Here is a 13,039-nt window from a genome sequence, read left to right on the forward strand (position 1 = left end):
GGATAAAAATGAGTTTACCTGAGATTGCAAAGTTAGGTCATGTTGCACTAGTTACACCTGACCTAGAAAAATCACTATGGTTCTTTCGAGATGTTATCGGATTGGAAATAACGGAAGAAAAGGAAGGAACGGTTTATTTACGGGCGTGGGGAGATTTTGAACATCATACACTATCTTTGACAGCAGGAGACAAGGGGTATATTGATCATATTGCATGGAGGACAAAACGCCCAGAGGATGTGGAAGGATTCGCTGATTTACTTGAAAAGGCCGGTACAGAAGTGACGTGGAAGGAAGCTGGCGAAGAAGCAGGACAAGGAAGAGCGATTCGATTTAAACTACCGAGTCAACACTCCTTTGAAATTTACTATGATATGGAAAAACCAAAAGCAGATGAAAAATCGAGGTCAGTATTAAAAAATCAATCACATAAGTCCTGGAATCGAGGTGTGTCCCCAAGAAGGTTTGATCACGTAAATATTGCTACATCGATGGATGTTGCCGACATAATCGATTACTTAGGAACACAATTAGGGTTTAAGCTCCGGGAATACGTTAAGTACAATAATAAAGGTGTAATGGCTGGTTGGATGAGTGTGACACCATTAGTCCACGACATTGCGGTTATTTCAAGGCCAAATGCGGAAACACCGAATCAATTACATCACATCTCCTATTGGGTAGATAATGCCCAAGATATTTTACGGGCAGCTGATATTTTAAAAGAATCAGGGATTAATTTTATTGGACCTGGTAAACATGGCATTTCCCAAGCCTTTTATTTATATGTGATCGACCCTGGAAGTGGTTGTCGCTTAGAGCTCTTTAGTGGTTCTTACTTAATTTTTGAACCAGATTGGGAACCTGTTGAATGGACAGAAAAGGATCACTCTATTGGCAATACGTATTGGGGAGATACTGTCATGGATAAAGAAATGAATAAACCTACCATTGAAGCTTAATAGAAAAGGTAAATTACCATGATTTATAGCCCTCTTTTGAGATGTAGCAAAAGCTATTTTTCTCAAAGGAGGTTTTTTTACAAGAATTTACGAGAAAGTAGGTAGTAATAATGAGTGATTCAGTGAAGTTTGAGACGGATATTGTTGTCATAGGTGCTGGAAATGCTGCCATGTGTGCGGCTATTGCAGCTCAGGAAAATGGGGCAGATGTTATCGTTCTTGAAAAAGCTCCAGAATCAGAGAAGGGTGGAAACACAACGTACACCCATGGCTCTATTCGTTTTGCTTATAATGATGTAACCGATCTCCAAGAGATAATGCCGGACTTGAGCGAAGAAGAGTTGGCAATAACGGACTTTGGTTCGTATCCAGAAGAGGAGTTCTTCGATGACATGTGCCGTGTAACGAATTATCGGACGGATCCTGAACTAGCATCTGTATTAACGAGCAAGAGCTACGAAACGATGAAGTGGCTCCATTCTCACAAGGTAAGATTTATTCCTATTTATGGACGCCAAGCATTTAAAATAGATGGAAAGTTTAAGTTTTGGGGTGGCATGATCGTTGAATCGGCTGGGGGCGGCCCCGGTTTAGTGGAATCCTTGCATAAAGAGGCCAAGCGCTTAGGTGCCCAAGTGCTATTTAATGCGATGGCAACGGAGCTTATTCATGATGACGATGGCGTTCATGGAGTGATGTTTAAACATCATGGGAAAACAAAAGCGATTCATGCTAAGTCGGTGATCATGGCCTCTGGAGGATTTCATGCAAACCAAGAGATGCGAACACGTTATTTAGGTCCAAAATGGGATCTTGCCCATGCGCGTGGAAGTCGTTACAACACAGGAGAAGGTATTCAAATGGCATTAAATATTGGGGCATCACCTTACGGAAATTGGTCAGGTGCACATGCTGTTGGAGGAGACCGCTACTTACCAGATTATACGGAAGGGTTTCAAAAACTAAGTTATCCCTTTGGAATTATGGTGAATGCAGAAGGGAGGCGCTTTGTGGACGAAGGAGCAGATTTTCGTAACTATACGTACGCCAAATACGGGAAGCTAATTCTAGAACAGCCGGGTCAATTTGCATGGCAGATTTTTGATAAAAAGGTTTCTCATTTACTACGAGATGAATATAAAATCAAGCAGGTTACCAAGGTGAAGGCAAATACATTAGAGGAGTTGGCAGAAAAACTTGACGGTGTGGATGCGGAATCATTTTTACGAGAAATCCATGAATATAATGCTTCTATTCGTGACGATATTCCCTTTAATCCAAATATTAAGGATGGTCGTAGAACGGAAGGACTGGGTGTACGAAAGTCTAATTGGGCAAATCGTATTGATGAAGGCCCATTTGAAGCCTATGCCGTCACCTGTGGTATTACCTTTACATTTGGAGGATTGAGAATTAATACAGAGTCGGAAGTGCAAGATATCCTTTCCCAATCTATCCCAGGTTTATATGCAGCAGGAGAGCTCGTTGGAGGGCTTTTCTATTTTAATTATCCAGGGGGAACAGGATTAATGGCTGGGTCGGTCTTTGGCAAAATTGCAGGTGAAAATGCTGCTAAACTTGTGAAGAGAGCAAAAGTAAGATAATGGATTCATTTGCATGAAAAACTAATAAAGATTATTGAATAGACGAAGAAAATCCAATTATTTTTCCCCTTTCATTTATATTCTTAATTTTCTAATATTTAGAAAAGGGATATTTAATGTATTGTCTATTAGAAGGAGAGGTTGTTTTATGACAAAAGTAATGGAGATAGATGTATTGCTCCAAAGGGCAAGGGAAATGGTCCCAGGTTTGCGAGAGAGAGCAAAAGAAACAGAAGAAATGCGTCGTATACCAGAGTCCACTATGAAGGAGTTAAAAGAGGCAGGACTATTTAAGATGCTTCGGCCAAAAAAATATGGCGGTTTTGAAGCAGATATGAAAACGTATTCAGATGTGGTTGTTGAAATATCAAAGGGATGTGGATCAACAGGCTGGATTGTAGCCCTATGTGCCATACGTGAACTTATGGTTGCTCAATCTTTCTCTGAAAAAACCCATTTAGAGATTTTTGGTCAAAATGAGGAAGATGTGTTGTTTGCGGGAGTCTATGAGCCAAGAAAATGTTTGGCACGTAAAGTAGATGGTGGCTATATCGTTGAAGAAGGATTTTGGATGTTTTGCTCAGGGTCGTTACATGCAACATGGGGTTACTTTGGCTTACCAATTACAGACGAAAATGGGAAGCTAGTGGATCAAATTCTGCTAACCCTTCCATTTAATGAAATGGAAATTATGGATGATTGGTACACAATGGGCCTCAGGGGGACAGGAAGCAACAGTGTAAAAATGAATAATGTGTTTATTCCAGATCACCGTGCTACATCGTTTGTGGAAGCGTTAGAAGGGAGTTTTCAATCAAAGCATTTAAGGAGTATTCCATTATATAATACCGCACTTTTTCCAGCATTAATTTTATCATTAGGGTTACCAGGGTTAGGGTTAGTGAAGCATGCCCTAGAATTTTTCCAAGAAGTACTTCCAAACCGGAAGGCTGTGCATATGGGGGTTGACTATATAAAGGATGCAGCAAGTACCCATGCCATCGTTGCAGATGCTTCCCTCAAAATTGATTCTGCTTCCATGCACTTTTACCGCGTTGCTGACGAACTAGACAAATGGGCGGAAAGTGGGAAATACATGGACCGCCATGAAAGGGTAAAGGCTTTAGCAGACATTGGCTATGCTAACCAACTGTTGAAGGAAGCACTTGATTTATTGTTGCTTGGCAGCGGTTCAGGGTATGTATATGAAGGACACCCTCTTCAACGAATTTTCCGTGATTTTATGACGTTGTATTCCCACAGATCCCTTTCTCCAACGGTGACAAAAGAGAATTATGGAAGGGTTTTGTCTGGTTTAGAATCGAATGCAATCAGATATTGAGAATAGGTTTGATTTCTTCCGGGGGGTGTCATGAAACATTTTTGACACACCCCTATTCTATTTTCATAGATTTCTATTCAACTTTAAAAAAAATCCACCTTTATTCCTTATAAAACCAATAAAAAATAGCGGAACGAACGTGAAACTTCACATGTTTTTACTCTAGAAACGATAGATGGAATTTTCTAAAATTTATGTAAGAGTTTTAGGGCATGAAAGATTTCCAACTAGAATGACAACATCTATTAGTTAGGAAACTTTTATGAATAGAGGGGGAGGATTCATGTTTACTACTACAGTTGAAAAAAATACTAATCTTGTACAAAAGGCACGCTCCTTTGTACCAAGATTGCGGGGACGAACCAAGGAAACAGAGGCCATACGAAAAATTCCTGATTCCACAATCAAAGAATTAAAAGATACAGGCTTATTCCACATTTTACGCTCGCAGAGGTTCGGTGGGTTTGAATCAAATATGAGAACATACACAGAATGTGTAACGGAGATTTCTCGGGGCTGTGGATCAACTGGATGGGTTTATGCTCTTTGTTGTATTCGGGAATTAATGATTTCGGAATCATTTTCAGAGAAAACACATGAAGAAATTTATGGATCAGGTGAAGAGGTTATTTTTGCTGGGGTATTTGAACCTAGAAAAATCAATGTTCGCCGGGTTGAAGGCGGTTACATGATTGAAGATGGGTTTTGGCCCTTTTGTTCAGGCTCTCTTCATGCAACATGGGGATACTTTGGAATGCCCATAGTAGACGAAGAGGGAAAAGTAGTGGATCAAGGATTAATTACAGTTCCTATGTGTCAAGTGGAAATCGCAGATGATTGGCATGTCGTTGGTCTCCGTGGAACTGGTAGTAACAGTATTTATATGAAGGATGTGTTTGTACCAGATCACCGTGTAGTATCCTTTACGGAAGCTATTCGTGGAAAGTTTCAATCCAAACATTTAAGGGATATTGCCCTCTATAATACGGCTTTATTCCCTGCACTGGCAATGTCATTAGGTGTACCAGCATTAGGGATGGCGAAAGCTGCATTAGAATTATTCACTGAAAAACTACCTTACCGGAAAGCAGCCAATTTAGGAGTGGAAAACTTAATGGATGCTACTGTTACTCACCACCAGTTAGCAGATGTATCACTTAAAGTGGAAACAGCTGCGATGCACTTTTACCAGGTTGCTGACAACTTAGATGCTTGGGCAGCAAGTGGAAAATATATGGACAAATCGGAAAGGGTAAAGTCATTAGCGAACATCGGATATGCAGTGCAGCAGTGTAAAGAAGCCATCGATATTATCATCCTTGCTAGTGGATCAGCAATTGTCGCGGATGGGAATCCAATTCAGCAAATTTCACGAGATTTTTCAGCATTATATACACACCGAACTATTTCGCCAGTAACTTCGAAAGAAAATTACGGTCGAACCCTTTGCGGATTACATTCAAATACGAAAAATATTTAACAATATACGAGTTGGAGGAAGGAAAATGAGATTGCCTGAAATTGCAAAGTTAGGACATGTAGCCCTTGTAACCCCTGATTTAGAAAAATCTCTCTGGTTTTTCCGCGATGTCATCGGTTTAGAGATAACAGAGCAAGTGGGGGATACGGTTTATTTACGGGCATGGGGAGATTTCGAGCATCACAGTTTATCATTAACTGCCGGGGGAACTGGATACGTAGATCACATAGGATGGAGAACGAAGCAACCAGAGGACGTGGAAGGATTTGCTGAACTAATTGAAAAAACTGGAACAAATGTAGAGTGGGTAGAAGCTGGAACAGAGGCAGGGCAAGGAAGAGCAATTCGTTTTAAGTTGCCGAGTCAGCATACATTTGAAATTTACTACGATGTGGAAAAGCCAGAAGTGGAGGAGAAACGTCGATCCCTTTTAAAAAATCAATCATATAAATCATGGAACCGCGGTGTTTCTCCGAGAAGGTTTGACCATGTTAACATCCATACATCAACGGATGCATCGTTAACTTATAAATTTTTAGAAGAACAGCTAGGGTTTAAAATGCGAGAGTTTCTTCGTGATGATGATCATAATACGCTAGCTGGCTGGATGAGTGTCACACCTTTAGTACACGATGTGGCAGTATTAGCAAAGCCGCAAGCGCCTACTCCTGCAAGATTGCACCATATTTCATATTGGTCGGATAATATGCAAGACATTTTGCGAGCGGCGGATATTCTATGTGAGAATAATATCGATTTTATCGGACCAGGGAAACATGGGATTTCCCAGGCAATGTATTTATATGTGATGGATCCAGGGAGTGGATGTCGCGTGGAACTATTCAGTGGGGGATATTTAATCTTTGAACCAGATTGGGAGCCAATCGAGTGGACGATGGCGGAAAGATCCCTTGGAAATACGTATTGGGGAGATTCTGTTCAAGATAAACCGGAAAATAACATTACGATAGAAGCGAAGTAATTCATTATTATTAATGATTATGTTTAAGGAACAAAAATAATTTTGAGGGGGGAGTTGTATGAGAACAATATATTTAAACCCCGAGAATTTAGCTGAGTGGCAAAAAGCAGCCAAGCCAACCGTTATGGCTTTAGGGTTTTTTGATGGTCTTCATAAAGGTCATCAAAAAGTGATTGAAACGGCGAAGAAAATCGGATTGAAAAAAGGTCTATCTGTATCTGTGATGAGCTTCTTTCCTCATCCGAAAACAGTGTTATCAAAGGGGAAAAAACAATTTAACTACTTAATGCCACTCTCTATGAAGGAGAAAGTATTACAGACACTTGGGGTAGATACATTCTATATCGTTGAATTTGATAGAGAGTTCTCCTCTCTTTCCCCAAAACAATTTGTTCATAAATATCTTATCAACCTTGGTGTGGTTCATGCAGTGGCTGGGTTTGATTATACCTATGGATTCAAAGGTGAAGGGAATATGGATCGGATCCGGAATGATTCTGGAAATGCTCTTGAAGTATCAAAAGTAGCAAAAGTAGAGTGCAAAGGGGAAAAAATAAGTTCCACATGTATACGAGAAAAACTACTAACTGGAAATATAAACGATCTTCCCAGTTTTCTTGGAAGGTTGTACGAAGTGGAATGTTGTTATGATGGTAAATCCCTTCATCTAAAGCCTTATTACACTCTACCTGCTTCCGGGAGATATATAGTGACTTTCCATACTCGTTTTCTTTCTAAAGAAGGAGAAGTGATTGTTTCGGAAAAGGGTGACATTATAACCCAAAGTGATTTCTCCACATTTCTGCGACCTCAACAGAATGTGACGATTACTTGGCTAAAGCGAAGTGGAGAGATAAAGGATTATCCATTATATAAAAATGAATGGAAGTATTCTGAGGTACATTACTCATCTTTATAGTTAGAAAAAGATAAATGAAATAATAAGTAGAAAAGGTGATTAGTAGGTATGACTAATTCAACGAAAACGGAAAAATTTCAATATTTATTGCAACAACCATCGTCATTTATTTTACCAGGAGCTTATGATTCTATGTCCGCTAGATTAATAGAAGAAATGGGATTCAGCGCCATTTATGCAACAGGTGCCGGAATATCCAATGCCCAACTAGGTTGGGCTGATGTAGGATTAACCTCGTTAAAAGAAATAGTAGATATTGTTGGAAGAATGACGGATGTAACGACCGTCCCTATTGTTGTAGATGCGGATACTGGTTTTGGCAATGCCATAAATGTCATACGTACTGTCCGTGAATTTGAAAGAGCCGGAGTGGCCGCGATACAAATGGAAGACCAAGTATCTCCAAAGAAGTGCGGACATTTCAATGGAAAAGATGTGATTTCAAAAGACGAAATGGTCAACAAAATAAAAGCAGCTGTGGATACGAGACGAGATGAAAATTTAGCAATTATCGCACGAACGGATGCATTAGCGGTGAATGGAATAGGAGATGCGCTCGAACGGGCTCATGCCTATGTAGAAGCAGGAGCGGATGTACTCTTTGTGGAAGCGCCAACGACTTTGGAACAGCTAGAACAAATAACCACGTCACTAAAAGGTATCCCGCAGATTATTAATTTAGTGGAAGGCGGGAAAACCCCTTTATTGTCATTAGACGAAGCAGAAAAGCTAGGATTTAAAATCATGCTTTGTGCAAATACTGTTCTTCGATCTGCGATTAAGGGGATTACCAATTCGCTGAATGTATTAAAGGAGGAAGGTTCACAAAAAAATCTTTCCGACTTGATTTGTACGTGGGAAGAAAGGCAGTCACTCTTTAAACTCCATCAAGTAAAAGAATGGGAAAAAGAGTATCTATATAATTTAAATCAAAAATAGTAAAGGTGGTAATAAGAATGGAAAAGTTTGTAGAATCAAAAAATATCAGTTTAGAACTGGCGAACAAAATGTTAGAGGCAGCAAGGGCAAAAGGAGAAGAGTTAGGAATGCCATTTAGTATTGCTATTGTAGATAAACCAGGTAATTTAAAGGCATTTCAAGCGATGGATGGTGCACCAGTATTAAGTTTAGATATTGCTCAAAATAAAGCGTTTTCTGCAGCAGCCTATAATCGAGCAACACACGAATGGTATGACAGGTTAAAAGACGATCCACCACTTCTTCATGGACTTGTTCACACTCCAAGGCTCGTTATTTTTGGGGGAGGGTATCCCATTAAAGTGGATGGAGAGCTTGTTGGAGGAATTGGTGTCAGTGGTGGTCACTACACACATGATATGCAAGTATGTGAAGCGGGTCTTAAAGTATTAGAAAACCTAGACTAAGGAAGTGGGTATGAATGGAATCCTATGATTTGATTATTTTAGGTGGGGGCTTAGCTGGTATGTGTGCTGCTGTTGAAGCAGCAGCACATGGAGCCAGCGTCCTGCTCCTTGAGAAACAAGATGAATTAGGGGGAAGTACCGTTCTCAGTTCCGGATATATGGCCTTTGCTGGTACAGATATGCAAGCAAAGGAAGGGATTAGTGACTCCACTCAGTCACTTATAGAAGACATGTTGGAAGTGGGGGGGGGAGTAAATGATCCGTCCCTTATCGATATGTACGGTGAACATCAATTGGAAACGTACCATTGGCTCATGGAACATGGGGTAGAATTCAGGACACTGCAAGCGGTGAGCGGCCACAGTGTACCACGGGGGCATACGATTGATCCCCATCAAGGTATCCAGTCCCTTTATAAACGAACAAAGGAGCTTTCCCACGTCACGATAAAATTTCAAGCACCAGCGAAAAGGTTGTTAAAAAACAACGATGGAAGAATTGATAAAGTTTTATATGAAGTTGATGGAGAAACACAGACGGCGCAAGCAATTAAAGGAGTATTAATAGCATCTGGAGGGTTTGCGAAAAGCGAGGAACTCTTAAAGCTATTTGCACCTCATCTCGACGGTGCTATCCGAATTGGTGGGGAAGGTAATCACGGTGACGGTTTAAAAATGGCCTGGGAGCATGGAGCTTGGGCTTTAGATCTCCCCTATTTAAGTGGAACATACGGGTTTCATCCATCTGCAAATAGTCGAGTAAAGTCACAAGGGTTAGCCTATTATAAGGGAGGCATTATCGTCAATCAAGAAGGGAAACGATTTGTGAATGAATCTCTCTCTTATAAATTATTAGGGAATGCTGCACTGCGGCAACCGGATGGAATCTCTTATCAAATTTGGGATAAAACAGTCATGGATCAAGCAGTAAAAGATGATCCATTATATGATTTTGAACTGCTGAAACGTAGACGGTTGTTATATGAAGTAGATTATCTAGAAGAGCTGGCAGACTGTATTGACGTACCACTAGAAGTACTAAATGAAACGATCAAGACGTATAACGAAGGTATTCAAACTGGAGCCGATCCAGATTTTGGACGTAAATCGTTGACGCACAACTATGGGAAACCAACACCGATTGAAAAATCCCCTTTTTATGCGTTTGAGTCAACGGTAGCCATGCTAGCAACCTATGCAGGAGTAGCAGTAGATGCCAAAGGAAGGGTGCTAAATTCCTTTGGAGAACCTATTTCAGGCTTGTTTGCAGCCGGTGAGGTGACAGGAGGATTCCATGGTGCAGGGTATGTCACCGGATCATCTCTCGGTAAGTGTGCTATCTTTGGCCGATTAGCTGCCCTCGAAGTGTTAAAAAATGAAACAGCTGCTATTTAACAAGGATAAACGAACCATCATTTAAAAAAATTTCGATAGTTTTTTTACAAGGAGGGATGCACGCATGAAAATCTGGCATCAAAGTTTAACAAGTATTGAATCCGTTATTCCTTATAGGGATGCTGTTATCAAACATATCGACCGAGTAGCTCGCCCAGATGTAGAAGTGGTATTACATGGGATGTCCAAAGACACATATCCTACCAACTATCCAGGACACTTTATTACTTATTCTTACTTGCAAAATTTGCATAGAGAACAATTCATTCGAGGTGCGTTAATGGCAGAAAGTGCAGGGTATGATGCCATGTTTATTGGTACCATTCCAGATGTGGGCTTATTAGAAGCGAGAACCCTCGTAGATATCCCTGTTGTTGGTTACGGCCAAGCGTCGTTTCACATGGCTTCGATGTTAGGAGATCGTATTGGGATCGTCAATTTTTTAGAACCCCTTGCAGATGAACTCCGAGAAAATGCAGAGCGGTACGGTCTTGGGAAAAAACTCGGTCCAATCATCCAAACGGAAGTTGGATTCAATGAGGTATTAGCAGGCTTCGAAAATCCGGAGCCGGTTATCGTATCCTTCCAAAAAGCGGCGGAAAAAGCGATTGAGGAAGGGGCAGATGTGATTGTTCCTGGGGAAGGTCCGATGAATGTCTTCCTTGCAACCAACGGAGTCTCCCGAATCGGGGATGTACCTGTTGTAGACTCTTTTGCCGCAGGGGTTAAGTTGTGTGAATCTTTAGTCGATTTACGGAAAAACTCGGGTGTTTATATGACTCGCCGAGGATACTACAATGCGAAACCACCGAAAGAAGCAGTGGCAAGGCTCCGGGAACTGTACGGATTGGAAGCTATTCCAGACCCTAAAAAAGACGATGGTCTCCCAGTAAGGGGCAGGAAAAATACTTCAGCCGTTACTTGATCGTTAGAGGGGTCTTCCTTAAACAGAGCCTTAATTTAGTAAACAAAAAACAAGTTTTTCATAGATTTTGTCGTTTGACGTTCGTTTTATGTTTTTCTAATCAATTGAACAGTAAGGGGTGAACGAGATGCATATCGTCGTGTGCTTGAAACAAGTGTTAGACCCAGAAATTCCACCAAAATATTTCAAGATAGATCCTGAAACAAATCGGCCAGAAGATGATGGGGATATGGTCATGGATTCCTACGCAGAGAATGCCCTCGAAGCAGCAATACAGTTGAGAGACAGTGTAGAGGAAGCAAAAGTAACGGCCCTTTGTCTTGGAGATGAGGAATCAGAGGATGTGCTTCGTCGAGCACTTTCTTTTACCGCCGATCGTGCTGTGCGGGTGTGGGATGATGAATGGGAAGATCTTGACGGGCAGGCAGTTGGACATATTCTCGCACAAACGATTAAGACAATTGGAGGTGCAGACTTTGTACTAACGGGCTACCAAGCCAGTGATATTGAAGAAGGCATTGTGGGACCTGTAATAGCAGAAGAATTAGGATCTTCCTGTATAACATTAGTATCTGATTTAGTTTGGGAAGAAAACACATGTAAGGTGACATATGAAACGGAAAGAGGCTACGGAGTATTGGAAGTACGATCACCAGCTGTATTCACCATTGTTAGCTCGGAAAAAAATGTTCCCCGCTTACCAAAAGTGAAAGATGTCAGACTAGCAAGGAGTAAACCAATTGAAGAAATAGAAATGGAAGATTTGGAATCACTAGATATAGAGCGTTGTAAGTCATCCTTAAAGCTGGAAAGGGTTTATGTTCCTAGTAGAGAGGTGGCATGTGAGATTCTCCCTGGAGAAGATGGTCCTGAACTTGCGAAAGAATTGGCAGATAAGATGGTAGAACTAAAGGTGTTGTAGGAGGTTTTTATCCATGAGCAAAGTGCTTGTCTATGTAGATCAGCTAGAAGGGAATCTTAGTTCTAATGCTCGGGAAGCGTTGACATTTAGCAAGGGTCTCGCTAATTCTTTCGCTGGCAATGTTACTGCCGTTGTTATTGGTTCTAACGTAGAAGCGGCTGCAAACGAAGCGATTGCCTGCGGAGCAACCATCGTTTACCGAGCGGAAGATCCTCTATTAGCTGATTACGAAGTCGATCTTTATTTAGAAGCTTTATATACTGCTTTCCACCAGTCAGATGCAGACATTCTTATCCTTCCTTTTGACAGGAAAGGGAAGGACCTTATTGGCCGGCTAGCTGCCCGGGTTCAAGCTTCTGCAATTACAGAAGTTTTAGATTTCACTGTGGAAGATAACGACATAAAGTGGATCCGACCTATTTATGGGGACAAGGCAGTGGCGGAATATAAAGCTACCCGAAAAAAAGTAGTTGTTGGAATTAGACCAAAGAGTCATGAACAAGCAGAACCAGATAATGCAAGGGCAGGAGAAATTATTCCCGTTCATTTAAATCTATCCAATGATATTGTCGTGAACAAATTGATCGAGAAAATGGAATCTAGCTTATCAGATGTACGATTAGAGGATGCCAACATCATTGTTGCCGGCGGTAAAGGGTTAGGGGAACGGGAAGTATTTGAGGACTTACAGGAACTGGCAAATGTATTAGGTGGAGTTGTAGGTGCCTCCCGTGCAGCTTGTGACGCTGGATGGGTTCCTACAAATCTCCAAGTTGGTCAAACAGGAGCGGTCGTAGCACCTGACTTATATATTGCTATCGGTATCTCCGGTGCCAGCCAACATCTATCTGGTATCACTAGTGCCAAAACAATAGTCGCCATTAATAACGACCCTGACGCCCCTATCTTTAAAAGGGCAAATATCGGGATTGTTAAAGACTATAAAACCGTTTTACCAACCCTCATTGAAGAACTGAAAAAGAAACTTGGAAAGGAACACAAAACACACGCTTAATAAATTCCTTTCTTTTAATAGAGTGGCCCTGTTAGTTTTAATGTTGATTTTCGCTTCAGGCACTCCCTTGCCGCGGGTGTTCTGACGAGCCTCCTCGGTCGTACCGACC

12 protein-coding genes are annotated in these 13,039 nt (G+C 41.1%); all 12 read left to right on the top strand.

Annotated elements, in window-relative coordinates:
* Positions 1-8 precede the first annotated feature (8 nt).
* The 12 genes from J2S74_RS22355 to J2S74_RS22410 all read left to right on the top strand — a co-directional run bounded on the left by J2S74_RS22355 (position 9) and on the right by J2S74_RS22410 (position 12,930).
* Positions 9-962 carry a VOC family protein gene (locus tag J2S74_RS22355; RefSeq protein WP_307330352.1) on the top strand — a complete coding sequence of 318 codons (954 nt, stop codon included), beginning with the start codon at positions 9-11 and terminating at the stop codon, positions 960-962.
* A 110-nt stretch (positions 963-1,072) separates the two neighbouring features.
* The gene (gene tcuA / locus J2S74_RS22360; protein WP_307330355.1) at positions 1,073-2,566 is read left to right on the top strand and encodes an FAD-dependent tricarballylate dehydrogenase TcuA; all 1,494 of its coding nucleotides are present in this window, start codon (positions 1,073-1,075) and stop codon (positions 2,564-2,566) included.
* A 148-nt stretch (positions 2,567-2,714) separates the two neighbouring features.
* A complete protein-coding gene (locus J2S74_RS22365) occupies positions 2,715-3,908 on the top strand; it encodes an acyl-CoA dehydrogenase family protein (protein WP_307330357.1) in 1,194 nt (397 codons plus the stop codon).
* A 283-nt stretch (positions 3,909-4,191) separates the two neighbouring features.
* The gene (locus J2S74_RS22370; protein ID WP_307330360.1) at positions 4,192-5,388 is read left to right on the top strand and encodes an acyl-CoA dehydrogenase family protein; all 1,197 of its coding nucleotides are present in this window, start codon (positions 4,192-4,194) and stop codon (positions 5,386-5,388) included.
* Positions 5,389-5,413: 25 nt separating this feature from the next.
* A complete protein-coding gene (locus J2S74_RS22375; RefSeq protein WP_307330362.1) occupies positions 5,414-6,370 on the top strand; it encodes a VOC family protein in 957 nt (318 codons plus the stop codon).
* 58 nt (positions 6,371-6,428) lie between these two features.
* Entirely contained in the window at positions 6,429-7,289 is an 861-nt protein-coding gene (locus tag J2S74_RS22380) for an FAD synthetase family protein (RefSeq protein ID WP_307330365.1), read from the top strand.
* A 48-nt stretch (positions 7,290-7,337) separates the two neighbouring features.
* Complete coding sequence (locus J2S74_RS22385; RefSeq protein WP_307330368.1) at positions 7,338-8,228, top strand: isocitrate lyase/PEP mutase family protein; 891 nt, start codon at positions 7,338-7,340, stop codon at positions 8,226-8,228.
* Between the two features lie 17 nt (positions 8,229-8,245).
* The gene (locus J2S74_RS22390; RefSeq protein ID WP_307330371.1) at positions 8,246-8,674 is read left to right on the top strand and encodes a GlcG/HbpS family heme-binding protein; all 429 of its coding nucleotides are present in this window, start codon (positions 8,246-8,248) and stop codon (positions 8,672-8,674) included.
* A 14-nt stretch (positions 8,675-8,688) separates the two neighbouring features.
* Positions 8,689-10,068, top strand: a complete 1,380-nt coding sequence (locus tag J2S74_RS22395; protein ID WP_307330374.1) for an FAD-dependent oxidoreductase — start codon at positions 8,689-8,691, stop codon at positions 10,066-10,068.
* Between the two features lie 64 nt (positions 10,069-10,132).
* Positions 10,133-10,993: an aspartate/glutamate racemase family protein gene (locus tag J2S74_RS22400; protein WP_307330378.1), complete on the top strand. Its 861-nt coding sequence runs from the start codon at positions 10,133-10,135 to the stop codon at positions 10,991-10,993.
* Positions 10,994-11,120: 127 nt separating this feature from the next.
* Positions 11,121-11,915 carry an electron transfer flavoprotein subunit beta/FixA family protein gene (locus J2S74_RS22405; RefSeq protein WP_307330381.1) on the top strand — a complete coding sequence of 265 codons (795 nt, stop codon included), beginning with the start codon at positions 11,121-11,123 and terminating at the stop codon, positions 11,913-11,915.
* Positions 11,916-11,928: 13 nt separating this feature from the next.
* Complete coding sequence (locus tag J2S74_RS22410; protein ID WP_307330383.1) at positions 11,929-12,930, top strand: electron transfer flavoprotein subunit alpha/FixB family protein; 1,002 nt, start codon at positions 11,929-11,931, stop codon at positions 12,928-12,930.
* Positions 12,931-13,039: the final 109 nt, after the last annotated feature.

This window comes from Evansella vedderi (genome assembly GCF_030813435.1).
Lineage (GTDB): Bacteria > Bacillota > Bacilli > Bacillales > Salisediminibacteriaceae > Evansella > Evansella vedderi.

What these genes read in the sequence shown, in the direction of transcription:
- J2S74_RS22390 (WP_307330371.1), top strand. Translation starts at nt 8,246, where the DNA reads ATGGAAAAGTTTGTAGAATCAAAAAATATCAGTTTAGAACTGGCGAAC.
- J2S74_RS22380 (WP_307330365.1), top strand. Translation starts at nt 6,429, where the DNA reads ATGAGAACAATATATTTAAACCCCGAGAATTTAGCTGAGTGGCAAAAA.
- J2S74_RS22375 (WP_307330362.1), top strand. Translation starts at nt 5,414, where the DNA reads ATGAGATTGCCTGAAATTGCAAAGTTAGGACATGTAGCCCTTGTAACC.
- J2S74_RS22405 (WP_307330381.1), top strand. Translation starts at nt 11,121, where the DNA reads ATGCATATCGTCGTGTGCTTGAAACAAGTGTTAGACCCAGAAATTCCA.
- J2S74_RS22395 (WP_307330374.1), top strand. Translation starts at nt 8,689, where the DNA reads ATGGAATCCTATGATTTGATTATTTTAGGTGGGGGCTTAGCTGGTATG.
- J2S74_RS22365 (WP_307330357.1), top strand. Translation starts at nt 2,715, where the DNA reads ATGACAAAAGTAATGGAGATAGATGTATTGCTCCAAAGGGCAAGGGAA.
- J2S74_RS22400 (WP_307330378.1), top strand. Translation starts at nt 10,133, where the DNA reads ATGAAAATCTGGCATCAAAGTTTAACAAGTATTGAATCCGTTATTCCT.
- J2S74_RS22355 (WP_307330352.1), top strand. Translation starts at nt 9, where the DNA reads ATGAGTTTACCTGAGATTGCAAAGTTAGGTCATGTTGCACTAGTTACA.
- J2S74_RS22385 (WP_307330368.1), top strand. Translation starts at nt 7,338, where the DNA reads ATGACTAATTCAACGAAAACGGAAAAATTTCAATATTTATTGCAACAA.
- J2S74_RS22410 (WP_307330383.1), top strand. Translation starts at nt 11,929, where the DNA reads ATGAGCAAAGTGCTTGTCTATGTAGATCAGCTAGAAGGGAATCTTAGT.
- J2S74_RS22370 (WP_307330360.1), top strand. Translation starts at nt 4,192, where the DNA reads ATGTTTACTACTACAGTTGAAAAAAATACTAATCTTGTACAAAAGGCA.
- tcuA (WP_307330355.1), top strand. Translation starts at nt 1,073, where the DNA reads ATGAGTGATTCAGTGAAGTTTGAGACGGATATTGTTGTCATAGGTGCT.